At 72.2% G+C, this 23155-nt stretch carries 18 protein-coding genes; 8 read left to right on the top strand and 10 right to left on the bottom strand.

Annotated features, from left to right (window positions below):
- The first annotated feature begins 120 nt into the window (after positions 1-120).
- The 3 genes from Pma05_RS37990 (at position 121) to Pma05_RS37980 (ending at position 3149) form a co-directional block, all read left to right on the top strand.
- A complete protein-coding gene (locus Pma05_RS37990; RefSeq protein WP_239313983.1) occupies positions 121-1242 on the top strand; it encodes a pectate lyase family protein in 1122 nt (373 codons plus the stop codon).
- Between the two features lie 299 nt (positions 1243-1541).
- Entirely contained in the window at positions 1542-2186 is a 645-nt protein-coding gene (locus Pma05_RS37985) for a hypothetical protein (RefSeq protein WP_203862374.1), read from the top strand.
- Between the two features lie 6 nt (positions 2187-2192).
- Positions 2193-3149, top strand: a complete 957-nt coding sequence (locus tag Pma05_RS37980) for a nucleoside-diphosphate kinase (RefSeq protein ID WP_203862373.1) — start codon at positions 2193-2195, stop codon at positions 3147-3149.
- 24 nt (positions 3150-3173) lie between these two features.
- On the opposite strand, the gene Pma05_RS37975 is transcribed toward Pma05_RS37980, so the two are convergent.
- From Pma05_RS37975 to Pma05_RS37960, 4 genes are all read right to left on the bottom strand, one after another.
- Positions 3174-3956 carry a TIGR03089 family protein gene (locus tag Pma05_RS37975; protein WP_203862372.1) on the bottom strand — a complete coding sequence of 261 codons (783 nt, stop codon included), beginning with the start codon at positions 3954-3956 and terminating at the stop codon, positions 3174-3176.
- Positions 3957-4071: 115 nt separating this feature from the next.
- Positions 4072-4983, bottom strand: coding sequence for an NADP-dependent oxidoreductase (locus Pma05_RS37970; protein WP_203862371.1), 912 nt, complete (start codon positions 4981-4983; stop codon positions 4072-4074).
- A gap of 151 nt (positions 4984-5134) precedes the next feature.
- Complete coding sequence (locus tag Pma05_RS37965; protein WP_203862370.1) at positions 5135-7960, bottom strand: aconitate hydratase; 2826 nt, start codon at positions 7958-7960, stop codon at positions 5135-5137.
- 198 nt (positions 7961-8158) lie between these two features.
- A complete protein-coding gene (locus Pma05_RS37960) occupies positions 8159-8371 on the bottom strand; it encodes a hypothetical protein (RefSeq protein WP_203862369.1) in 213 nt (70 codons plus the stop codon).
- Positions 8372-8389: 18 nt separating this feature from the next.
- Between Pma05_RS37960 and Pma05_RS37955 the strand changes: the two genes are divergently transcribed.
- Both Pma05_RS37955 and Pma05_RS37950 read left to right on the top strand, forming a co-directional pair.
- Positions 8390-9163 carry a hypothetical protein gene (locus Pma05_RS37955; protein ID WP_239313980.1) on the top strand — a complete coding sequence of 258 codons (774 nt, stop codon included), beginning with the start codon at positions 8390-8392 and terminating at the stop codon, positions 9161-9163.
- Complete coding sequence (locus Pma05_RS37950; RefSeq protein ID WP_203862368.1) at positions 9160-9855, top strand: hypothetical protein; 696 nt, start codon at positions 9160-9162, stop codon at positions 9853-9855. The genes Pma05_RS37955 and Pma05_RS37950 overlap by 4 nt, the downstream gene beginning before the upstream one ends.
- Here Pma05_RS37950 and Pma05_RS37945 read toward each other — a convergent pair.
- Together Pma05_RS37945 and Pma05_RS37940 are read right to left on the bottom strand one after the other, a co-directional pair.
- The gene (locus Pma05_RS37945; protein ID WP_203862367.1) at positions 9815-10276 is read right to left on the bottom strand and encodes an ankyrin repeat domain-containing protein; all 462 of its coding nucleotides are present in this window, start codon (positions 10274-10276) and stop codon (positions 9815-9817) included. The two genes, Pma05_RS37950 and Pma05_RS37945, sit on opposite strands and share 41 nt — an antisense overlap.
- 57 nt (positions 10277-10333) lie before the next feature.
- On the bottom strand, positions 10334-11263 hold the full coding sequence (locus tag Pma05_RS37940; protein WP_203862366.1) for a LysR family transcriptional regulator: 930 nt from the start codon (positions 11261-11263) through the stop codon (positions 10334-10336).
- Between the two features lie 71 nt (positions 11264-11334).
- On the opposite strand from Pma05_RS37940, the gene Pma05_RS37935 reads away from it, so the two are divergent.
- Both Pma05_RS37935 and pulA read left to right on the top strand, forming a co-directional pair.
- Positions 11335-12231 carry a dihydrodipicolinate synthase family protein gene (locus Pma05_RS37935; protein ID WP_203862365.1) on the top strand — a complete coding sequence of 299 codons (897 nt, stop codon included), beginning with the start codon at positions 11335-11337 and terminating at the stop codon, positions 12229-12231.
- Between the two features lie 57 nt (positions 12232-12288).
- On the top strand, positions 12289-17841 hold the full coding sequence (gene pulA / locus Pma05_RS37930) for a pullulanase-type alpha-1,6-glucosidase (RefSeq protein ID WP_203862364.1): 5553 nt from the start codon (positions 12289-12291) through the stop codon (positions 17839-17841).
- Positions 17842-17966: 125 nt separating this feature from the next.
- On the opposite strand, the gene Pma05_RS37925 is transcribed toward pulA, so the two are convergent.
- The 3 genes from Pma05_RS37925 to Pma05_RS37915 form a co-directional block, all read right to left on the bottom strand.
- Entirely contained in the window at positions 17967-18785 is an 819-nt protein-coding gene (locus Pma05_RS37925; RefSeq protein ID WP_203862363.1) for a hypothetical protein, read from the bottom strand.
- 326 nt (positions 18786-19111) lie between these two features.
- A complete protein-coding gene (locus tag Pma05_RS37920; RefSeq protein WP_203862362.1) occupies positions 19112-19573 on the bottom strand; it encodes a hypothetical protein in 462 nt (153 codons plus the stop codon).
- Positions 19574-19674: 101 nt separating this feature from the next.
- Positions 19675-21309, bottom strand: coding sequence for a peptide ABC transporter substrate-binding protein (locus tag Pma05_RS37915; protein ID WP_203862361.1), 1635 nt, complete (start codon positions 21307-21309; stop codon positions 19675-19677).
- Positions 21310-21569: 260 nt separating this feature from the next.
- Here Pma05_RS37915 and Pma05_RS37910 point away from each other — a divergent pair, with 260 nt between their 5' ends.
- Entirely contained in the window at positions 21570-22550 is a 981-nt protein-coding gene (locus Pma05_RS37910) for an ArsR/SmtB family transcription factor (RefSeq protein ID WP_203862360.1), read from the top strand.
- A gap of 113 nt (positions 22551-22663) precedes the next feature.
- On the opposite strand, the gene Pma05_RS37905 is transcribed toward Pma05_RS37910, so the two are convergent.
- A complete protein-coding gene (locus tag Pma05_RS37905; RefSeq protein ID WP_203862359.1) occupies positions 22664-23146 on the bottom strand; it encodes a hypothetical protein in 483 nt (160 codons plus the stop codon).
- Positions 23147-23155 lie beyond the last annotated feature (9 nt).

Below are 23155 nucleotides of genomic sequence, written 5' to 3'. Positions count from 1 at the left end.
CCGCCCGGTGGCGCTGCCCGCTGCCCCGCGCGCCTCCCGCTGCGCCGGCCGAGCCCGCTCCGCACAAGCCGGCACACCACGCCCGCGCATCCCCGCCACCACCGGAAAGGCAGAAGACCCGTGACTCCACCACGCACCAGAGCCGGGGTACCCGTCCCGGGCGACCGCCGTTGGCGACGCCGCGCCGCCCTCGGGCTCGCCGTCGCGCTGGCTGCCGCCCTCAACCACGGCGGCGGCGCCGCGCAGGCCGCCCTCTCCACCGACACCGCTCACGAGGTCACGGTCGAGGCCGCACCGCCCGGTCCGCCCCCGACCTCCGCGACGCCCGGCATCGCCGGCCCCACCGTGCTGGTGCCGGCCGGCCAAGCGGACGGCTTCGCCAGCCTGAACGCGCTCGGCCAGAACGGCACCACCGGCGGGGTCGGCGGACCGGTGGTCACCGCCACCACCTCGGACGACTTCCTGGAGTACATCGACACGGTCGGGCCGCTGGTGATCCGGGTACAGGGGACCATCCGGATCACCAGCAAGCAGGGGGTACGGCCGAACAAGACGATCATCGGCGTGGGGTCCAACGCCACGATCGACGGCGGCGGGCTGGACTTCTACCGGTCGTACAACGTGATCGTCCAGAACCTCAACTTCACCAACGCCGAGGACGACGCGGTCAACGTGGGGCAGCAGTCGCACCACATCTGGATCGACCACAACCGGTTCACCGGCGCGGTGGACGGCTCGGTCGACATCGTCCGGGGCGCCGACTACGTGACGGTCTCCTGGAACCACTTCGACCACGCCGACAAGAGCATGCTGATCAGCCACTCAGACGGGGCCGCCTCGACCGACGTCGGGCACCTCAAGGTCAGCATCCACCACAACTTCTTCGACAACAGCCGGCAGCGGCACCCCCGGGTCCGGTTCGGCGAGCCGGTGCACGTCTACAACAACTACTTCCTCGGCAACGAGCTGTACGCCGTCGCCTCCACCGAGAACGCCGGGGTACTGGTCGAGGGGAACTACTTCGAGAACGTGCCGTACCCGCTCTACTCGGCCAGCGGCTATGCCGACAGTGGACCCGGCCGGGCGGTACAGCGGAACAACATCTTCGTGAACTCCGGCGTACCGGAGACGGCGGGTTCGGTGGTGGAGCCGCGGACGTACTACGCGTACCAGCTCGACCCGGCGGCCGGGGTGCCGGCCTCGGTCCGGTCCGGAGCCGGCACCGGCAGGATCACCGGCTGACCCGATCCCCAGGCTGACCGGTCCGTTGGCTGACCGGTCAGTCCGTGGCCAGCCGGGGCGGACGGTCGGGAGGTGGGTCCCGACCGTCCGCTGCCGCCGGTGCATCAAGGCAGGGGCACTGCCTGTCGCCGGTCGGTGACGGCCGCTGCTATTTGGTCAATCGGCTCCAACCGGGGTGTCTGTTTGATATGAACTACCAAACTCGGTGCCGGGAAGCCCGCAGATCGGGCATTCTCGATGCCGGGAAGGTAGTCCTGTCCTCAGGGGACCAGACCCGGAACGGAAAGAGCCCGAACATCATGGACCAAGCTACGTTGCCGACACCGCTTCGCGAGGCTGTCACGGTCACCACGGCCGGGGCCACCGGAGTGGCCAGGCTGGTGATCCAGGGTCTGCTCGACCTGATCGACGATCCCGCCGCGGCGGCCGACGCGACGGAGTTCCTGACCGCCCGGCTGCCCGGCTACGCACCGATGTGGCACATCGCCAACGCGGTACGCTCCGCCGAGCCGGCCGAGGCGCTCCGCCGGATCCGGGCCGAGCTGGACCACGCGGTGGAGAACACCGTGAAGGCGGCGGTGACCTGGGTCGGCGAGCAGGGCGTCCCGGTCACCTCCGCGCCGAGCAGCTCCATCGTCAATCAGATCCTGGCCCAGTTGCCGGAGTCGCTGCGGGTCGGTGAGCCGGCGGTCGCGCTGGCCGGCGCCGACGCGATCGGGCCGGACACCGTGCTCAACATCCGGGGTACCCGGGAGCTGGCGCAGCGGCTGCCCACCCTGATCGTCACCACCGCGCTGAAGCTGGTCCCCGAGCCGGTCTTCGCCCGCCTCGGTGCGCCGGTCTTCGAGCACATCCCGCTGGACGGCTTCGTCGGCGTGGTGCTCGACGGTGAGCTGCTCACCCCCGGAGAGGTCGGACGGCGAGCCGCGGAACTGCGTGAGTGACCCGAGATGGCCACCCCCGGCGCCCAGCAGATCCCCGCCTTCCTGTCGACGCTTCCCCAGAAGCGGTCCCTCTACGCGGTCGACACGTACTTCCGGGAGAGTTTCGAAGACCTGCTCGCCGTCGGTGGTGGCCGGATCGAGGAGTTCTGTCACGACCACGCACTCCTGCTGCTGAAACCGGACGCCGTGGTCAGCCGCCGGCTCGGCTCGGTGTTGCGCTGGGTGCTGGCGTACGGGTTCGGCATCGTCTGGGCGGCGACGGTGACCATCGACCGGCACGGCGTACGGGCGCTGTGGCAGTACGGGCTGAACGCCGCCAGCCGGGACCGGCGGGACGCCGCCGACCTCTACGTCACGGCGTCCGAGTGCCTGCTCCTGCTGCTCGCCCTGCCCGGCCGTACCGAGCCGGCCTCGCTGGTGCTCTCCACCGCCAAGGGGCCGGCCGACCCGGTCCGCTGCCGGCCGGGGCAGCTCCGCTACGACGTCGGCAGCTTCAACTACCAGCTCAACCTGGTGCACGCCGCCGACGAGCCGGCCGACCTGCTCCGGGAGCTGGCCGTGCTCTGCAACCACGAGACCCGGGCCGGCCTCTACCGGCGTACCCTGGCCGGGTCGGCGGACCCGTCCGGTGACGGTCGGTCGGAGGCGTTCGCCCTGGCCGACCGGCTGGAGGCGGCCACCCCGAAGGTGGATCTCGAACTGGACCGGACCCTCGGCGAGTTGGCCGACGCGGCCGAGGCGCGCCGACGGTCCGGTCCGGGTACCGCTGCCGGCGAACTGGTCTCGCTGATCGACCGGATCCGGGCCCGCTGCTCCCGGGACTGGCGGACGGTGGTGCGGCTGGCCGAGTCGAGCGGGGTACCGGTCAACCGGTGGCAGCGGATCGTGCTCGCCACCCACCTGCTCGACCCGTACGTGCCCGGCGCCACCAGCCTGCTGCCGGACGCCTCCACCACCCCTTGACGCTGCCGGGCGGGACGGGTGAGGTCAGAGCACCCGGGTCACCCGTTCGGCCCGGCTACGCCGCGCGACGGTGGCCGGGTCGAGGTTGGCGCAGAGCACCACCGTGGCACCGGCGGCCAGCGGTGCCAGCAGCCACTTCACCGGGTGCTCGTGCTCGGCGGCGTCGACGAGCAGCCGGTCGCCGGGGCGCAGGTCGAAGACCTCGTCCGCCATTCCCCGGGCCAGCCGGCCCCAGTCGGCGTAGCTGGTGCCGTCCACACTGGCCGCGTCGTCCGGCCGGAGCGGCACGTACGGCCGCAGGTTGGCGTCGTGCCGGCGTACCTCGGTGAGGTAGTCCCGGTAGCCGGTCGGCGGTTCGGCCAGCGGGGCGGCGTCCGGCGCGTACCCGAGCACGAACCGGTGCTCCGCCTCGGGTACGTGGTCGAGCCAGTCGTCGATCCGGCCCAGCGCGGCGTACGTGACGTCGAACGGCTCCTCGACGCCCGGGCCGAGCCGGGGCAGCCCGGCGGTGGCGGTGCCGTGGAAGCTCACCGACACCCCGGCCGACCAGGTGCCGAGCAGTACGGCGGCGGTCTGCCAGTGCGGCGGCAACAGCACCGCGGCCCGGGCGCCGATGCCCAGCCCGCATCCGTGGACCAGCAGGTTCGCCGTCCGGGCCACCCACTCGGCCAACGCCTCGGCGGAGAGTTCGGTGCGTTCCCCGGTGGCGTCGTCGTAGTAGGTGAGCAGCGGCCGGACCGGATCCGTCGCCAGCGCGGACGCGAACAGCGCCGGCACCCGGCCCACCCGGGTCGAACTCTGCTGCATGGCGAAGCCCCTCGTCTCGCGGCTCGTCCGGCGGCGGAGCGGGGCCGGAGTCGTTCCGGGCCGGAGCCGTCCGGAGCCGTCCCCCGCGTCGTACCGACCCTACCGGTCGGCCCGGTCAGTCGATGGTGAGCACCAGCTTGCCCCGGCCGTGTCCCGTCTCCACCTCGCGGTGTGCCTCGGCGGCGCGTTCCAGTGGCAGCGTCCGGCGGACGTGGATCCGCAGCTCGCCCCGGGCGTAGCGGTCGACGAGCCCGGCCAGCCGGGGTGCCGACCGGAGGTTGCGGCTGAGCCGGACGCCGAGTTCCTCGGCCCGGTCGTGCTCCACCAGGGTGAGGATCCGCCGCCGGTCCGGCACCAGCTCCAGGCTGACCCGCAGCGCGTCCCCGCCGGCCCCGTCCAGCGCCGCGTCCACCCCGTCCGGCGCGAGCGCGCGGACCCGGTCGGCCAGGCCCGGCCCGTACGCCATCGGGGTGGCGCCGAGCGACCGCAGGTAGTCGTGGTTGGCCGGGCTGGCGGTACCGAGCACCGTCGCGCCGGCCGCCACGGCGAGCTGTACCGCCACCGTGCCGACCGAACCGGCGGCGGCGTGCACCAGCAGCGTCTCGCCACGGGTGATGCCCAACTCGCCGAGGGCGATGTGCGCGGTCTGTGCCCCGGCGGTGAAGCCACCGGCCACCTCCCAGGGCATCGTCGGTGGCTTAGCGGTGATCTGGTCGGCCGGGATCACCAGGTATTCGGCGTAGCAGTTGAGCTGGCCGAAGCCCAGCACCTCGGCACCGACCGCGACACTCGTGACGTCCGGCCCGAGCTGGTCGACGATGCCGGCGAACTCGTTGCCGGGCACCCTCGGCAGGCCGCCCGTCACCCCCGGCGGCGTCCAACCGGCCCGGACCGCGCAGTCGTACGGCTGCACCCCGGCCGCCTTGACCCGGATCCGTACCTGGCCGGGGCCGGGCACCGGTGTGGGCAGCTCCAGTATCCGGAGCACCTCCGGACCGCCGTACTCGGTGAAACCCGCAGCTCGCATCGGACATCCTCCCCGTCGTCGTGACGGGGCCGAGTCTGTGCCCTCAACCTCGATTGAGGTCAACTCCGTGCGCTCAGCCCGGCGGAAACGGGCCGGGCCGGTCACCCCCGCTCGGGGTGACCGGCCCGGTCTCGTGGAGCTGGCGGATAACTCAGGCGGCCAGCATCTTGCGCAGCACGTACCGCAGGATGCCGCCGTGCCGGTAGTAGTCGGCCTCACCGGGGGTGTCGATCCGGACCACCGCGTTGAACTCGACGCCGGTGTCGGTGGTGACGCAGACGGTACGCGGGATCTGGCCCTCGTTCAGCGCGGTCACCCCGCTGATCGAGAACGTCTCGGTGCCGGTCAGCCCGAGCGAGGCCGCGTCGGTGTCGGCCGGGTACTGCAACGGCAGCACGCCCATCCCGATCAGGTTCGACCGGTGGATCCGCTCGTACGACTGGGCGATCACCGCCCGTACCCCGAGCAGCATGGTGCCCTTGGCAGCCCAGTCCCGGGACGATCCGGAGCCGTACTCGGCACCGGCCAGGATCACCAGCGGGATGCCGGCCGCCTGGTACGCCTCCGAGGCGTCGTAGATCGAGGTCTGTTCGCCGGTCAGGTGGTTGACCGTGAACCCGCCCTCGACGCCCGGCACGAGCTGGTTGCGCAGCCGGATGTTGGCGAAGGTGCCCCGGATCATCACCTCGTGGTTGCCGCGCCGGGACCCGTAGGAGTTGAACTCGTGCCGGGCCACCCCGTGGTCCGCCAGATAGCGACCGGCGGGGGAGTCGGGCTTGATCGAGCCGGCCGGCGAGATGTGGTCGGTGGTGACCGAGTCACCGAGCTTGGCCAGTACCCGGGCGCCGGAGATGTCCTCGACCGTGCTCGGCTCCCGCTCCATGCCCTCGAAGTACGGGGGCTTGCGGACGTACGTCGACTCGCCGTCCCAGGCGAAGGTGTCGCCCTCCGGGGTCGGCAGCGAGCGCCACTGCTCGTCTCCGGCGAAGACGTCGGCGTAGTCCTTGGTGAACATCTCGCTGCGCAGCGCGTTCGCGATGACCTCGTCGATCTCGGCGGCGCTGGGCCAGATGTCCCGCAGGTAGACCGGCGCTCCGTCGGCGCCGGTGTCGATCGGCTCGTTGGCCAGGTCGATGTCCATCGTGCCGGCCAGCGCGTACGCCACCACCAGCGGCGGGGACGCCAGGTAGTTCATCTTGACGTCCGGGTTGATCCGGCCCTCGAAGTTCCGGTTGCCGCTCAGCACCGAGACCACCGACAGGTCGTGCGAGTTGACCGCCGCCGAGACCTCCTCGGGCAGCGGGCCCGAGTTGCCGATGCAGGTGGTGCAGCCGTAGCCGACCAGGTGGAAGCCGAGCTTCTCCAGGTAGGGGGTGAGGCCGGCCCGCTCGTAGTAGTCCATCACCACTTTGGAGCCCGGAGCCAGGGTGGTCTTCACCCACGGCTTGCGGGACAGTCCCCGGTCGACGGCGTTCCGGGCCAGCAGCGCGGCGCCGATCATCACCTGCGGGTTGGAGGTGTTGGTGCAGGAGGTGATCGCGGCGATCACCACCGCGCCGTGGTCGAGTTCGTATTCGACGCCGTCGTCGCCGGTGACCCGGACCGGGCTGCTGGCCCGGCCCTTCGCCCCGGTGGCGGCGGAGACCAGCTCGCGCGGGGCGTCGGCCGGGTCGCTGACGTTGTTGGCCGGCGGGTCACTGGCCGGGAAGGACTCCTCGCTCGCCTCGTCGGCGTGGCCGTGCGCGCCGTTGCCGCCGTCACCGACGTAGTCGATAAGCGCGGACCGGAACAACGTCTTGGCGTTGCCCAGCGGCACCCGGTCCTGCGGGCGCTTCGGGCCGGCCAGCGACGGCTCGATGGTGGAAAGATCGAGTTCGAGCCGCTCGCTGTAGTCGGGCTCGGCGGCCGGGTCGTGCCACATGCCCTGTTCCTTGGCGTACGCCTCGACGAGCGCGACCTGCTGCTCCGAGCGCCCGGTGAGCCGCAGGTAGCGGACCGTCTCCTCGTCGATCGGGAAGATCGCCACCGTGGAGCCGTACTCCGGGGACATGTTGCCGATGGTGGCCCGGTTGGCCAGCGGCACCGCGCTGACGCCGGGGCCGTAGAACTCGACGAACTTGCCGACCACGCCGTGCTTGCGGAGCATCTCGGTGATGGTCAGCACCAGGTCGGTGGCGGTGGTACCGGCCGGCGCCTCGCCGTGCAGCTTGAAGCCGACGACCCGGGGGATGAGCATGCTGACCGGCTGACCGAGCATCGCCGCCTCGGCCTCGATGCCGCCGACACCCCAGCCGAGCACGCCGAGCCCGTTGACCATGGTGGTGTGCGAGTCGGTGCCGACCACGGTGTCCGGGTATGCCTGGTCGCCCCGCTCCATGATGGTCCGGGCCAGGTATTCGATGTTGACCTGGTGCACGATGCCGGTGCCGGGCGGCACGACCTTGAACTCGTTGAAGGCGTTCTGCCCCCAGCGGAGGAACTGGTAGCGCTCCCTGTTGCGGCCGTACTCCAGCTCGACGTTGCGGACGAAGGCGTCCTGCCGGCCGAAGAGGTCGGCGATCACCGAGTGGTCGATCACCAGCTCGGCCGGTGCGAGCGGGTTGACCTTGGTCGGGTCGCCGCCCAGCTCGCGGACCGCCTCCCGCATGGTGGCCAGGTCGACCACGCAGGGCACGCCGGTGAAGTCCTGCATCAGCACCCGGGCCGGGGTGAACTGGATCTCCACGCTCGGGTCGGCGCTCGGGTCCCAGCCGCCGAGCTGCCGGATGTGCTCGGCGGTGATGTTCGCGCCGTCCTCGGTGCGGAGCAGGTTCTCCAGCAGGATCTTCAGGCTGTACGGCAGGCGCTCGTGCCCGGGTACCGTGCTGATCTTGAAAATCTCGTAGCTCGCGTCTGCGACGCGCAGCTGGCTCTTCGCACCGAAGGTGTCGAGGCTCGCCACGTCGTACTCCTTCACGCTGTCTTCGTCCCGGCCCATGCCGTCGGTGTTCGGGGGCGGGTCCGGCCGGCCTCCCGACCGGCGGGCGACCGGGCGTAGTACCGAGCAGTCTTTCCTACCTGTTACCTGGGCACCCGGCTCAGGTAACCCTTACCGACGTTCGTTCGACTCAACAAAACCGTACGTCCGTCTTGCTATAAACGCAAGCCCGCCCGGATCCCGGGACAGGGGGTACGGCTAAGCCGCAGGCTCGGTGGCGTCCGGCCCATCCGCCGGTCGACCGTTGTCGGAAGTCGCACCGCCGACCGCCGCGGCGTGCCGTTCCCGCAGCCGGCCGCGGATCTGTTCCGGGGTGTACGCCCGGCGGCGTCGCTCGGCCCGGGCCAGCACCACTCCGGTGGCGGCCACCCCGACGACGCTCGCCACACCGATTACCTTCCACCAGCGCATCCGCCTAGGGTAGTCGGCATGCCCGGGGCGGACGGGTGGACCGAGGTGGGAGCGATGGCCGAGGAGCGCAGCGAACTCAGCCTCGACGAGGCGGTCGAGTTGACCCGTACCGGCGACGTCTGGGTCTTCCGGGGGCGCAGCGTGCCGGATCGGGCGATCCAGTTCACCACGAACAGTCCGGTGAACCATGTCGGAATGTCCGTGGTCATCGAGGACCTGCCGCCGTTAATGTGGCACGCCGAACTCGGCCGGTCGTTGCCCGACATGTGGTCGGGCAGCCACCACCGGGGCGTGCAGCTGCACGACCTGCGCGACGCGGTCCGGGTCTGGGGAATCCGGTACGGCCAGCGCGCCTGGCTGCGGCAACTCGAACCGCCGGCAGACGACGAGATGGAGAACGGGGTGCTGCGTACCATCGCCCGCCTGGACGGAACGCCGTTCCCGTCCACCGCCCAGCTCGGCTGGCGGTGGCTGCGTGGCCGGGCGCCCGCAATGCGGCGCCGACCGAACGACCGCACGCTGAACCCTTCTCCACCTGAACCGCGTGGCGCTCACACGCCGCGTCCGACCGTGCGCTCCGACGCGGCGCAACGGGAGGTCGAAAAAGGTTCCTTGGAGACGGCCTACTGCGCCGAGGTCGTCGCGGCGACCTACCAGGCGATGGGGCTGCTCCCGGCCGGGCGACGGCCGAACTGGTACGACCCGGGGCGGTTCTGGAGCGGCGACGACCTCGAACTCTCCGCCGGACGGCGGCTCGGCAACGAGATCTCGGTGCGGATCCCGGCTCGGTGAGCACACCCGAACCGACCCGGCCGCGGTTGCTCGCGGCGGCGCCGTGGATCGTCGTGCTGGCCGGCGTCCTGGTGATGACCGTGATCTTCGTCTTCGCCACCGGATACCTCGCCCGCGACCGGCGCACCTCCGGCGCCCCCGAAACCGCCTGGCCGTTCGCCCCGGGCGCGACCCCGTCACCGGTGGCCTCCGACACCGACCCGGCGAGCCCGGGCGGTTCGCCGCCGGCCGGGCCCCGTACCCCGACGCCGACCTCGGCCCGGCCGAACGGCGGCGACAAGCCGGCGGCGTCCCGGGCCGCGCCGCCGCGCACCACCACCACCCCACCGCCGGCCCGGCCGACCACCGCCGCGCCGAAGCCGCCCGATCCGCTGACCGGCCGCTATCGGGTACTCGCCGACTACCGGGACTCGTTCATCGCCGAGGTGCTGGTCCGCAACGACGCCGGCTCGGCACAGTCCTGGACCGTGGAGCTGCGGTTCCGCAACGAGGTGCACGACCTGCGGGCGTTCTGGGTCGAGAGTGCGCCCCGGCCGTCGGTGGATCGCGACAACGGGCGGTGGATCTTCCGGAGCGGGACACCGCTCTCCAATGGACGCTCCGATCCGCTGCGGTTCCACTTCGCCCGCTGGGGCGACGGCGAGCAGCCGATCAGCTGCACGGTGAACGGTCGGGCCTGCGAGATCCGGTAGCCGCCCGGAGCAGTTCGACGGCTTCCCGGTGCCCGCCGCGTACCGCCCAGTGCAGGGGGGTGGCTCCGGTGCCGGCGTCCTCCCGACGGTCCGGGTCGGCGCCGTACGCCAGCAGTGCGCGTACCACCTCGGTGTGTCCCCAGGCCGCCGCACCGGTCAGCGGGGTGCCCTCGTCGCCGTGTCCGCTCTCGGTGTCCGGCGCCGCCCCGGCGGCCAGCAGCAGCCGTACGACCGGGGCCAGACCCTGCACGGAGGCCCGGTAGAGCGGAGTGCTGCCGTCCGGGGTCGCCGCGTCCGGATCGGCGCCGGCGGCCAGCAACGCGACGACCTGCGGCACGTCCTCCCGGAGCACCGCGTCGGCGAGCCGCTTGCCGAGCTTCTTGCGTCGCCGCGCCCCGAGCTTCGTCCGCCGTGTTCGCACTCGGCCAGGGTAGGAGCCGTGGTCGCCCGGCGCCGCCGGATATCGAGTGCCCTCGGGTCAGCGGCCGAGGAAACTGCTGGTGGCGGCGTGGATCGCGGAGACGAAGGCGGCGGTCGCCGGATGGCTGGCGGCACCGCGCCGGTATGCGATCCGGGTCCGCCGCCGGGTGTCCAGCGGTAGCAGCCGGACCCCGACCGGTGGCTGTGCGGCGGCGAGCTGGGGGATCACCGAGACGCCCTGCCCCGCGGCGACCAGCGCCAGCACGGTGGCGAAGTCGTCGGCGTGGTGCCGGGCCCGGGGCGTGAAACCGGCGGTCCGGCAGACGTGCAGGGTCGCGGTGTGGCACAGGGTGCCGGGGCTGGCCAGGATCCAGGCGGCGTCCCGGGCCTCCCGCAGCGGTTCGGCGGCTTCCGGGACGCTGTCCGGCACGGCGACGCTACCGGGAACGGGGACGCTGTCGGGCACCGCGAGGAAGACCGTCTCGTCCAGCAGTGGCACCGTGTCCAGCCCCGGATCGGGCTCCACGGGTACGACGTCGTAGTCGTGCAGCAGGCCCACGTCGAGCCGGCGCTCGCGCAGCCCGGCCGGTACCGCGACCGGGTCCAGTTCGGTGACCCGCAGTTCGAGCCCGGGATGCTGGTGCCCGAGTGCGACCAGGGTCGCCGGGAGCAGCGTACGGACGGCGCTGGGGAAGGCGCCGATCCGCAGCGGGCCGGTCAGGCCGGTGGCGACCGCGGCGAGCGCTGCCGTGGTCTGCTCCAGGGCGGTGAGGACCGTCTCGGCGTGCCGGACCAGCACCTGGCCGGCCGTGGTGAGGGTGACCCGCCGCCCGGTACGTTCCAGCAGCGGTACCCCCGCCTCCCGCTCCAGTACGGCCAGTTGCTGGGAGACCGCCGACGGGGTGTACGTGTGCGCCTGCGCCACAGCCGCGATCGTGCCGAGCCGGGCGAGGTCGCAGAGCAGCCGGAGCCGACGTACGTCGAGCATCAGGAAAGCTTACGCTTCTGTTCAGAAAGGTGCACTGGACCTTACTGGTCTGCCTGTCGGACGCTGTGATCATGAGGTTAACCGGTGTCTACGTACCGCTGATCACCCCGTTCGACGCCACCGGCGCGGTGGCGCTCGGCGCGCTCGAAGCCCTGGCCCACCAGGTACTGGAGGCCGGCGCGGCCGGCGTGGTGGCGCTGGGTACCACGGCCGAGCCGGCGTCGCTGAACGTGCGGGAGCGGCAGGCCGTGGTCGACGTCGTCGCCCGGGTCTGCCGGGAGCGGTCCGCCCCGCTGATCGTCGGCGCCAACGCGGTGGAGGCGGTGGCGGCGCTGCCCGGCCGGGCCGAGGTCGTGGCCGCGCTCAGCGTGGTACCTCCGTTCCTCCGCCCCGGCGAGGCGGGGGTACTCGCGCACTTCGCGGCGCTCGCCGCCGCCAGTCCGGTACCGCTGGTGGTCTACCACGTGCCGTACCGGACCGGTCAGCACCTCTCCACGGCCGCGATCCGGCGGCTGGCCGCGCTGCCCGGGGTGGCCGGGATCAAGTACTCGGTCGGGAACATCGACAGCGGCACCGTCGAGTTGCTGGCCGACCTGCCGCCCGACTTCGCGGTGCTGGGCGGCGACGACGCGCTGATCTCGCCGCTGCTGGCGCTCGGCGCGCACGGCGGCATCCTGGCCTCGGCACACGTCGGCACGGCCGCGTTCGTGCAGCTTGCCGAGGCGTGGCGGTCCGGCGGGACCGTCCGGGCCCGGTCGCTCGGGCACCGCCTCGCCGTGCTCTCCACCGCGCTCTTCGCCGAGCCGAACCCGACGGTGATCAAGGCGGTGCTGCACGCGCAGGGCCGCATCCCGACCCCCTCGGTACGGCTCCCGCTGGTGCCACCCCGCCCGGAGGCCGTACGGGCGGCGGTGCGGCTTGCGCAAGATGATGTATGGCGGAAGCTTCTGCTGCAAGGTCTTGCATAGACTTTCCGCAAAGGACTAGCGTGCGGGCGAACTTCAGAGACCAGAGGAAGGCCGTCGATGAAGCCGCTGCCGCCGCGTACCGCTCTGCCGCGTACCGCCTTGCCGCGTACCGTCCTGCTGGTTCTCGCCGCCGCGCTCACGCTTCCGCTGGCCGGCGCCGGAGCGCTCGCCGGGCCGGGGTTCAGCCCGACCGCACTGCGGGGTGGGGCCGGCGACCCGGACGCGACCGGCGGCGCCGCGCTGGCGGCACAGTGGACGGCGGAACCGTCGGCCGAGGCGCTGCTCGACGCGGCCGACGCCGACCGGGGCCGGGCCGAGCAGTTCTACTTCGTCCTGCCGGACCGGTTCGCCAACGGCGACCCCCGCAACGACCGGGGCGGGCTGACCGGCGACCGGCTGCGCACCGGGCACGATCCGACCGACAAGGGCTTCTACCACGGCGGCGACCTGCGCGGCCTGCTGGACCGGCTGGACTACGTCCAGGGGCTCGGCACCACCGCGATCTGGCTGGCCCCGGTCTTCAAGAACCGGCCGGTGCAGGGCAGCGGAGCGGACGCCTCGGCCGGCTACCACGGCTACTGGATCACCGACTTCACCCAGGTCGACCCGCATTTCGGCACGAACGACGACCTGCGGAGGCTGGTCCGGGAGGCACACCGACGGGGCATCAAGATCTATCTGGACGTCATCGTCAACCACACCGCCGACGTCATCCGGTATCCCGGAAACCAGACCGGTTACCAGGACAAGGCGAGCCGACCCTACCGGGACGCGCAGGGGCGGCCGTTCGAGGACCGCAACTACGCCGACGGCAGCCGCGCCTTCCCGGCGGTGGACGAGGAGTCCTTCCCGTACACCCCGGCCTTCCCGACCGGGGCGGATCGGCGGGTCAAGGTGCCGGCCTGGCTGAACGACCCGACCATGTACCACAACCGGGGCGACTCGACCTTCGTCGGCGAGAACAGCGAGTACGGCGACTTCGCCGGCCTGGACGACCTGTGGACCGAGCGCCCCGAGGTGGTCCGGGGCATGACGAAGATCTTCGCCGACTGGGTCACCGAGCTGGGTGTCGACGGCTTCCGGCTGGACACCGCCAAGCACGTCAACCTGGAGTTCTGGCCGCAGTTCCGGGCCGGCGTCGAGCGGGCCGCCCAGCGGGCCGGCAAGCCGGACTTCTTCATGTTCGGCGAGGTCTACGACGCCAATCCCGAGGTCACCTCGACGTACGTCCGTCGGGGCGGGCTGCCGGCCACCCTCGACTTCACCTTCCAGAACGCCGCCCGGGGCTACGTGGCGAGCGGCGGCGGCTCGGCCAAGGCTCTCGCCGACGGGTTCGCCGCCGACGACCTCTACACCGCCCGGGACACCGACGCGGGCCGGCTGCCGACCTTCCTCGGCAACCACGACATGGGCCGGATCGGCTCGTTCGTCGCGAACGGCGGTACCGACCCGGCCAGCCACCTGCGCCGGGACCAGCTCGCGCACGAGCTGATGTTCCTCACCCGGGGTCAGCCGATCGTCTATTCCGGCGACGAGCAGGGCTTCACCGGGCCGGGCGGGGACAAGGACGCCCGGCAGGACATGTTCGCCTCGCGTACCGCCGACTACCTCGACGACGACCTGCTCGGCACCGACCGGAGCCACGCCGTCGACCAGTACGACCCGACGCATCCGCTCTACCGGACGATCGCCGGGCTCGGCGCACTGCGCAAGGCACACCCGGCGCTGCGTGACGGCATCCAGGTCACCCGGTACGCCGCCGACGGCCCCGGCGTCTTCGCCTTCTCCCGGATCGCCCCCGCCGACCGGGTCGAGTACGTCGCCGCGGTCAACAACGCCCCGACCGCGCAGACCGTCACCGTCGACACCTGGTCGGCCGGCACCCGGTTCACCGGCATCTACGGATCCGACGTGACCGCACAGGCCGGCCCGGATGGCAGGCTGACCGTCACCGTGCCGCCGTTGGGCGCGATCGTGCTCCGGGCGGGCGCCCCGATCGCCCGGACGACGGCCGCGCCGAGCGTCCGGATCACCGACCCGGCACCGGACGCGGCCGTACCGACCCGGGCCGGGGTGGTTGCCCAGGTCACCGGGGACCCGCTGGCCACCGTCACCGTGGCGGCCCGGGTCGACGGCGGGGCATGGACGCTGCTCGGCCAGGCCCGCAACCAGGGCGGACCGGTGCCGTACCGGGTGCACCACGACCTGCTCGGATTGCCGGGCGGCGCCCGGATCGAGTACAAGGCGGTGGTGCGGGACTCGTCGGGGCGTACCGGCACCGGGCGGTCGACGGCGAGGGTGGGTACTCCGCCCCGGGCCGACGCCCGGGACTGGCTGGTGGTGCACTACCAGCGGCCGGCCGGCGGGTACCCCGACTGGCAACTGCACGCCTGGGGCGACATCGATCCGGGGTACCAGACGCCGTGGCCGACCGGGCAGCCGTTCGCCGGGGAGGACTCGTACGGCCGGTTCGCCTGGGTGAAGCTGAAGCCGGGTGCCGCAAACGTCGGTTTCCTGGTGGTGGACGCCGCCGGCAACAAGGACGTGGCGGTGGACCGGAGCGTCGACGTGACCCGGACCGGCGAGGTCTGGCTCAAACAGGGCGATCCGACGGTCTATCCGAGCCGGCAGGCGGCCACCGGCGAACCGGACCCGCCGGTCGACGAGAGCGTGGCGGTGCTGCACTACCGCCGGGCGGACGGCAACTACGACGGTTGGGGGCTGCACGTCTGGGACGGCGCGGCGGACCCGACCGACTGGGCCAGCCCGCTGCCGCCGGCCGGCCGGGACGAGTTCGGGATCACCTTCCGGGTGCCGCTGGCCGCCGGGGCGACCGGACTGAGCTACATCATCCACAAGGGAGACACCAAGGACCTGCCGGACGACCAGCGACTCGATTTCGGTAGCGCCGGCCGGAAGGCGTGGCTGCTCGCCGGCACCCCCGGTCGGCTGTTGCCGGTCACCGGCAGCGCCGCCCCGGACCTCGACATCACGAAGCAGCGGGCACACTGGATCGACCGGTCCACCCTGCTCCGGCCACCGGGGCAGCCCACCGACGGCCGGCGGTACGCCCTGGTCAGCGCCCCGGCCGGCGGACTGGCGGTGCGGGACGGCGAGCTTGTCGGGACGTACGCCGAACTGCCGTTGCGGGCGGTGCCGGGCGGGCCGACGGAGGCCCAGCGCGCGAAGTTCCCGCACCTGTGGCAGTTCCAGGCCCTCAAGCTGGACCCGCGCGAGCTGGCGAAAGCGCCGGCGGCGCTGCGCGGACAGCTCGTGCTGACCGAGCGGGACGCCGCCGGGGCGCTGCTCGGCGCGACCGGGGTGCAGGTGCCGGGCGTCCTCGACGACCTCTACGCGTCGGCCACCGACGCGCGGCTCGGCCCGATCGTCGAGAGTGGACGGCCGAGCCTGTCGGTCTGGGCACCGACCGCCCGGACCGTGGCGCTGGAACTCTTCGACACACCGGGCGGGACGCCCCGGATGGTGCCGATGCGCCGCGACGACCGGACCGGCGTCTGGTCGGTGCGCGGCGAGCGGGACTGGCTCGGCCGCTACTACCGCTACCGGATCGAGGCGTGGCAGCCGGCCGCGCAGCGGATCGTCACCGCCTCGGTCACCGACCCGTACTCGCTGGCGCTGACCGCGAACTCCACGCACAGCCGGATCGTCGACCTGACCGACCCGGCGTCGGCCCCGGCCGGCTGGGCGGGGCTGCGCAAGCCGGCGGCGGTGCCGTCGACGCGTACCCAGATCCAGGAGGTGTCGGTCCGGGACTTCTCGATCGCCGACGCGTCGGTGCCGGCGGAGCGCCGGGGGACGTACCTGGCCTTCACCGACCCGGCGACCACCGGGATGCGGCACCTGCGGTCGCTGGCCGACGCCGGGGTCAGCCACCTGCACCTGCTGCCGGCGTTCGACTTCGCGACCATCCCGGAGCGCCGGGCCGACCAGGCCGTGCCGCCCTGCGACCTGGCGGCGCTGCCGGCCGATTCGGAGCGCCAGCAGGAGTGCGTCGGCACGGTCCGGGACACCGACGGCTACAACTGGGGGTACGACCCGCTGCACTACACCGTCCCGGAGGGCGGGTACGCGGTCGACCCGGACCGGCGGACGGCCGAGTTCCGGCAGTTGGTGGCCGGAGTCAACGCGGCCGGGCTGCGGGTGGTGCTGGACGTGGTCTACAACCACACCTCGGCGGCCGGTACCGACCCGCGCTCGGTGCTGGACCAGATCGTCCCCGGCTACTACCACCGGCTGCTCGACGACGGCACGGTGGCCAACTCCACCTGCTGCGCCAACACCGCGCCGGAGCACGCCATGATGGGCAAACTCGTGGTCGACTCGGTGGTGACCTGGGCGAAGGCGTACAAGGTCGACGGGTTCCGGTTCGACCTGATGGGGCACCACCCGAAGGCCAACATCCTGGCGGTGCGGGCCGCGCTGGACCGGCTCACGCTGGCCCGGGACGGGGTGGACGGGCGCGCGATCCTGCTCTACGGCGAGGGCTGGGAATTCGGCGAGGTGGCCGGCGAGGCCCGGTTCGTCCAGGCCACCCAGGCCAACATGGCCGGTACCGGGATCGGCACCTTCAACGACCGGCTGCGGGACGCGGTGCGTGGTGGCGGGCCGTTCGACGCCAACCCCCGGGTGCAGGGCTTCGGGTCGGGGCTCTTCACCGACCCGAACGGCGACCCGGTGAACGGCACCCTGGCGGAGCAGCGGGCCCGGCTGCTGCACCAGCAGGACCAGATCAAGGTCGGGCTGACCGGCAACCTGGCGGGTTACCGGTTCGTCGGGTCGTCGGGCGAGACGGTGACCGGGGCGGAGGTCGACTACAACGGCGCGCCGGCCGGCTACACCGCCGCGCCGGGCGAGGCGGTCACGTACGTCGACGCGCACGACAACGAGATCCTGTACGACGCGTTGGCGTACAAGCTGCCGGTCGGGACGAGCGCGGTGGACCGGGCGCGGATGCAGGTGCTGGCCTTGGGCACGGCGGTGCTGAGTCAGGGGACCGGGTTCGTCACGGCGGGGAGTGAGCGGCTGCGGTCGAAGTCGCTGGACCGGAACTCCTACAACAGCGGGGACTGGTTCAACCAGATCCGCTGGGACTGTGCCGAGGGGAACGGGTTCGGGGCGGGACTGCCACCGGCTGCCGACAACGCTGACAAGTGGCCGTACGCCCGGCCGCTGCTCGCCGACCCGGCGCTCGTACCGGACTGCGCCGCGATCGAGCTGGCCGAGGAACGTTACCGGGAACTGCTGCGGGTACGGGAGTCGTCGCCGGTCTTCGGGCTGGCGGATGCGGCCCAGGTACAGCGCCGGGTGTCGTTCCCGCTCTCCGGAGTGGACGAGACGCCGGGGGTGCTGACGATGACGCTGGACGGGACGGGGCTCGACCCGCGCTGGCGGTCGGTGACGGTGGTCTTCAACGCGACTCCGGAGACGGCCACCCAGACCGTTGCCGGGCTGCGGGGTGCGGAGATCTCATTGCATCCAGTGCTGCGGAATTCGGCGGATCCGACCCTCCGCACGGCCTCCTTCGACGCCGCCACCGGCACCTTCACCGTCCCGCCCCGCACCGTCGCCGTGTACGTCGAGCCGGTTTGAGCCGGAGGCATCTGCTGAGTCGTTCGGAGTCGATAATGGCGAGGTGTCCGACGAGCAGGCTGGCAGGTCGACCCGGTCCGGGCCTGCCCACGCCGGTCACCGGGCCGGTGTGACCTGTCCGGCCATCACTGCCACGCGGTCGTCGTCTGTGGCGGGTCGGCGCTGCCGCCGGTCAGCGATTCCAGCTTCTCGGCTATCCGGCGTCCGGCAGACCCCTGCAACTCCTCGTAGACCCGGCTACCCCAGGTCTCGCCCGGTCTGATGTTGACGACGTGCAGCGCAGAGTATCTGCCGGCGGCGCCGAACGAGCAGAGCAGTTTCGGCTGTCGCAGGTCGACCACGAAGCCGTCCAGTTCGACGCTTGCGACGAAGCCGACCTCGGTGGGACCGTCCTGCGAGGTCGGCGGGGTGTACGCGCGTACCCGCAGCACCACCAGGTAGGGCGTGTCGAGGGCGCGGTCCATCTTGGCCCGCAGTTCGCGGTCGTCGCCCTCGTCCCAGTAGTTGGGCGGCGGTCCGAGTTCGAAGCGGTTCTCGCCCAGCGGGCCGCGCGGTCCGGTCCAGTGCAGGGCGTCGAGCAGCAGCGTGTCACCGTACTGGAAGCTGCGGTCCCAGTGCAGCCGGGTGTCCGGTTCGGTCAGGGACCGCTCCATGAAGACCTCGGCGGTGTTCCCGTCCTGCTCCTCGTCCCCAGTCCGGTAGGTGAACGCCGGATCCGGCGGGGCCGGGGCCTGGCAGCCATCCCGGCCCACCTTGCCGGCCGGCAGCACCGACCCGACCTGGACGAGCCTGCGCCGTAGTTCCTCGAACCGGGGCTGGTAGGCGCGCAGGGTCTCCGCCTGCGACGGCCGCTCCTGCTCGTCCTGCCGGTCGCAGCCGAGCAGCGTGGCACAGGCGGCCAGCACCGGCAGCACGACCAGGCTCGTCCACCTCCGGGCGCGCATGTCGACCCTTTCCGCCGGAATATCTCGATCAATCGTGCCACGGGAGGAGTACCGGGCGGCGCCGGCCACCAGGATCGAGCAGGCAGTGCGGCGACCGCGGCCGGTCCGCGCCGTCCAGCGGCAACACCCGGGCGGACCGGCTCGATACGGTGTGGAGTCCAGTCCGGCGGTCAGGCGCGGGTCAGAGCACCGACCCGTCACCGGGCTCCAGCAGCCAGAGGTCACGCTCGGGCGGCGCGACCCGCACGGTGTCCCAGTCGATCAGCCGCCAGCCGTCGGCGGCGGACCAGTGCCGTGAACCCGCCTGCCGGCGTACCCGTCGAAAGTCAGGAACCCGCGACCACCTGGACGACGGACGCGGCGCCGAACGAGCCACCGGGCTCGTCCGCCGACCAGACCAGGTTGTAGTAGCCGGGCCGGGCGGCGGCGGGGATCTGGATGACGCTGGTCGGCACCTCGTCCGCCGCCCCGGTCGGCCGGACCGGCGCTGCCGTCAGCGTCATCTCTCCGGCCGCGTTGCCCGCTGCCGAGGCGGCCTTGAGCGCCGCCACGTCGGGGTGCGGGCCGGTCAGTCCGGCGTTGAGTTCCACCTGCGACGGCCCGCTCGGGGTGCCGATCGTCCGGACCGTCCAGTGCAACATCACCGTCTCGCCGGTCCGATACGGCACCTGCGGGACGGGATCGGCGCAGCACGAGTACTGCCGCCCCGGTGTCACCGTGGGGCCACTGTGACATGCCGTGCCGACGGTGGCGAGCAGGGCGGCGACCGCCAGGCGGACCGGTCTCATGGCGGCAGGCTACGCCCCGTCCTCCCCAGCCGGCGGCGGCGGAGGACGGGGCATCGGGTACGGCCCGCGACGGACCGTTCAGTCCGTCGTGTCGGCGCCGGTCAGCCGGTCACCTCGATCTTCAGCAGGTCGACCCGGCCGAACGGGTCCATTTCGACGTTGCCGACCCGGGTCGAGTGGCCGAAGTTGTTCTGGCCGAACCGCAGCGGGATCACCGGCATCTCCCGGGCCAGGATCTGCTCCGCCTCCTGGTACTTCTTGATCGCCTCCTCCTGGTTCGGCGCCCGCTCGCCCTCGGCGACCAGGCGGTCGAAGTCGGCGTTGCTGAAGCCGTAGTAGTTCGACGACCCGTTGGTGCCGTAGAGCGGCCCGAGATAGTTCTGCATCGACGGGTAGTCCATCGACCAGGCCATCCGGAACATCCCGACCGGGGTCTTCGCCTCCACCTTGTTCAGCAGGTCGGCGAACCTCGTCTCGGGAGTGCTGACGCAGTCCACGCCGAGGTTGTTGGAGAGCTGGTTGCAGGTGGCCTCCACCCACTCCTTGTGGCCGCCGTCGCCGTTGTAGGAGATCTGCAACTTGGCCGGCCCGCCGGCCGCCTGGTACGCGGCCTTCGCCTTCGCCGGATCGAACTGGCACGCCTCGCCGCAGGTGTCCGGCCGGGCACCGGCGAGCAGCGGGGAGACGAAGGACCGGGCCGAGGTCTGCGAGTCCTTGAAGATCGTCTTCACCAGTTCGTCGCGGTCGATCGCCATCGAGATCGCCTTGCGTACCTCCGCCTTGGCGAACTCTGGTTGGAAGGTGGGGAAGGCGAGGAACTGGAACGCCGACAGCGGGCTCTTCTTGAACCGGTCGCCCAGGTCACCCGGTGCGCTGCCCAGCGCCTCGATCGGCACCTGCCGGGTCACGTCGTTGTTTCCGGCGATCAGGTCGGCGTAGTCGGCGCTGAGCACCTGGTAGATCTGGAAGACGACGCCGCCGATCTTCGGCTTCGGGCCGGGGTGGGCGTCGTACCGCTCGACCTCGATCCGGCTGTCGTGCTGCCAGGTGCCCTTCATCTTGAACGGGCCGTTGCCGATCGGCGCCTCCTCGAAGCCCTCCTTCAACACCCCGTCCGAGGCCCACGCGGCGTTCGGCAGCGGTGCGAAGACGTGATAGCCGAGTACCGACTCGAACTCCGCGAACGACCCGGAGAGGGTGATGGTGAAGGTGAGGTCGTCGACCTTCTTCAGGCCGGTCAGCTTCTTCGCCTTCGGCTCCGGACCCTTCTGCGGACCCTCGCCGTCCGGGTCGGTCGACTGTAGGTCGTCGTACCCCTCGATCTGGCCGAAGAAGTATGCCCCGCCGTTGCCGTTCGGCCCGTACGCCGCGTGGTTCCAGGCGTTGATGTAGCTGTCGGCGGTGACCGCCTCGCCGTTGTGGAAGGTGTACCCGCCCTTCAGCTTCACCGTCCACAGTTTGTTGTCGGTCGACTCGATCGACTCGGCCGCCACCTCGAACGGCTTCTTGTCGGCGTCGAACTCGACCAGCGGGGTGTAGAGGGCGGCCAGCACCTGCGCCCCGGCGCTCTCGGTGGCGTTCGACGGGATCATGTGCTGCGGCTCGGCGATTCCGATCCGCACCACGGCGTCGGCGTCCGGGGTGCTCGGATCCTCGCCGTCGCCACTGCACCCCGTCGCGGCGAGTACGACGGCCAGGGCCGCCGCGCTCCAGGTCATCCGTCTGGACACCGGCATGGAGACTCCTTCGCATCGGCGCCGCACGGCGAGCACCGGGCGGCGTGACCTCGCCGGGCGCGACGGTCGTCCGTCCGGCCGGACCGGGCCATCACCGGCCGGCTCCTGCCTCCCAGTTACGAGCCGACCAGCCCGTCCCGGCAATGCTTTTGACTGGGTCCAAACCGTCCGGAGAGGCGACAACTGGGCGGCGGGGCGTCGGCGTCTCGTGAGCAGACAACAGCCGTGCGGTGCCGCCCGGCCGAGGCGTGGAGGTGGTGATGATCCGGATCTGGCTGGGCCCCGAGGACATCGCCCGGACCCGGATCGCACCCACGCCCCTCCCGCTCTACGAGGTCGTCGTCAGCCTCGCCGGGTCCGCGGCCGACGGCAGGGCGGATCCGGTGGCCGGACCGGAAACGGATCCGGTGGCCGGACCGGAACTCGCCGGCTGGCTGCGCGAACTGGCCGAGTCGACCGGTGCCGCCTCGGGCGCCCGGCGGCGGTCGACGTCGGCCCGGGTCGGCCGGGACGGGTCGGCCAACCTGCTCGCCCCGCTCTCCGAGGACCGGACCCTGGAGGGCGCACTCGCCTGGCTGCTCACCACCTCGGTACGCCGGGCCCGGAGCCTGGCGGCGGCGGTACGGAGCTACCACGACCGCCGGATCGCCGCCGAGCTGACCGCCTGGGAGTCGGTCGTCCGGCTCGACGTCAACGAGCGCAGCCGTGCCCTGGCCACCGGTGGGGTGGAGGCGCTGCTGGCGATGTTCGACCCGTGGGCGGCGTGGCGTAACCCGGTGCTCTCGGTCTCCTCCGGCGTCGACCTGGACCTGCGGCCGAACGGCGCCGGCCTGCTGCTGGTGCCGTCGGTCTTCGCCCGGAAGCTCTGGGTCGGCGGCTCACCGGACTCGGTCGTACTGGCCTATCCGGTACGCCGGCCCCGCACCCCGGCCGGTCGTACGCCGGGGCACCGGCCGGTCCCGGCGTACGCGCTCGGTGCCGGGGCGGCCACCGGTGATCCGCTGACCGCGCTGCTCGGGCGCTCCCGGGCGGCGGTACTCCGGGCCGCCCTGGTCGGGGCGAACACCACCGACCTGGCCCGCCGGGCCGGCATCAGTACCCCGTCCGCGTCGCAGCATGCCAGCGTGCTGCGGGACGCCGGACTGCTGCGTACCACCCGGCATGGGAAGGCCGCCCACCACACGCTCACCCCGCTGGCCCGCGCCCTGCTCACCGGCAACGACGCCGTCAGCCGCCGCTGACCGGGATCACGGCGCAACTGACCGGAATCACGGCGCAACGGCACCAGTCAGTCAGCGCCACCGGTCAGCGGCGAGCGGTCAGCGGTGGCGGGCGCCGGTTGGCCAGAGCACGGTCAGCGGCGCCGGGCGCCGGTCGGCCAGAGCACGGTCACCGGCAGGTCCCGGGACTGCGCCACCCGGACCACGTCGGCGGTGTCGCCGACGTCCGCCGATGGGTTGCCGTCCCAGACCGCGAAGAGCCGCTCGCACCGGCGCAGCATCTCCAGGCTCGCCGCCAGGTATGCATCCCGCCCCGAGCGCGGGAACGGCATGTACGACACCGAGCTGGCCCGGCACAGCAACTCGTCGAAGTCGGGCAGATTGTGTGCCTGGACCGCCCGCTGCCGGTAGTCCCGGGCCGGGATCACCGCCTCGTAGCTCCCGCCGCTGGCGAGTATCGCCCGGGCGAAGAGCTGGTCGGCGCCGTCGGCGAGACAGGTGATCCCGCGCAGTTCCGGCCCGGCGTACCGGCGAAGCTCCTCGGTGAGCCGGGCGTAGACCAGCTCCGCCGTGCCGTCGGCGAGTACTACGTGCCCGGTGACACCGATGCGGGCCATCCAGCACCG

Source organism: Plantactinospora mayteni, assembly GCF_016862935.1.
Lineage (GTDB): Bacteria > Actinomycetota > Actinomycetes > Mycobacteriales > Micromonosporaceae > Plantactinospora > Plantactinospora mayteni.
This window is presented reverse-complemented; position numbering and strand designations above follow the sequence as displayed.

Excerpts from the sequence above, each read along its gene's own strand:
- Pma05_RS37940 (WP_203862366.1), bottom strand. The coding sequence starts at position 11,263 with ATGCTCGACGTACGTCGGCTCCGGCTGCTCTGCGACCTCGCCCGGCTC.
- Pma05_RS37925 (WP_203862363.1), bottom strand. The coding sequence starts at position 18,785 with ATGCGCGCCCGGAGGTGGACGAGCCTGGTCGTGCTGCCGGTGCTGGCC.
- Pma05_RS37905 (WP_203862359.1), bottom strand. The coding sequence starts at position 23,146 with ATGGCCCGCATCGGTGTCACCGGGCACGTAGTACTCGCCGACGGCACG.
- Pma05_RS37975 (WP_203862372.1), bottom strand. The coding sequence starts at position 3,956 with ATGCAGCAGAGTTCGACCCGGGTGGGCCGGGTGCCGGCGCTGTTCGCG.
- pulA (WP_203862364.1), top strand. The coding sequence starts at position 12,289 with ATGAAGCCGCTGCCGCCGCGTACCGCTCTGCCGCGTACCGCCTTGCCG.
- Pma05_RS37915 (WP_203862361.1), bottom strand. The coding sequence starts at position 21,309 with ATGCCGGTGTCCAGACGGATGACCTGGAGCGCGGCGGCCCTGGCCGTC.
- Pma05_RS37955 (WP_239313980.1), top strand. The coding sequence starts at position 8,390 with ATGCCCGGGGCGGACGGGTGGACCGAGGTGGGAGCGATGGCCGAGGAG.
- Pma05_RS37920 (WP_203862362.1), bottom strand. The coding sequence starts at position 19,573 with ATGAGACCGGTCCGCCTGGCGGTCGCCGCCCTGCTCGCCACCGTCGGC.
- Pma05_RS37980 (WP_203862373.1), top strand. The coding sequence starts at position 2,193 with ATGGCCACCCCCGGCGCCCAGCAGATCCCCGCCTTCCTGTCGACGCTT.
- Pma05_RS37935 (WP_203862365.1), top strand. The coding sequence starts at position 11,335 with ATGAGGTTAACCGGTGTCTACGTACCGCTGATCACCCCGTTCGACGCC.
- Pma05_RS37970 (WP_203862371.1), bottom strand. The coding sequence starts at position 4,983 with ATGCGAGCTGCGGGTTTCACCGAGTACGGCGGTCCGGAGGTGCTCCGG.
- Pma05_RS37985 (WP_203862374.1), top strand. The coding sequence starts at position 1,542 with ATGGACCAAGCTACGTTGCCGACACCGCTTCGCGAGGCTGTCACGGTC.
- Pma05_RS37965 (WP_203862370.1), bottom strand. The coding sequence starts at position 7,960 with ATGGGCCGGGACGAAGACAGCGTGAAGGAGTACGACGTGGCGAGCCTC.
- Pma05_RS37960 (WP_203862369.1), bottom strand. The coding sequence starts at position 8,371 with ATGCGCTGGTGGAAGGTAATCGGTGTGGCGAGCGTCGTCGGGGTGGCC.
- Pma05_RS37910 (WP_203862360.1), top strand. The coding sequence starts at position 21,570 with ATGATCCGGATCTGGCTGGGCCCCGAGGACATCGCCCGGACCCGGATC.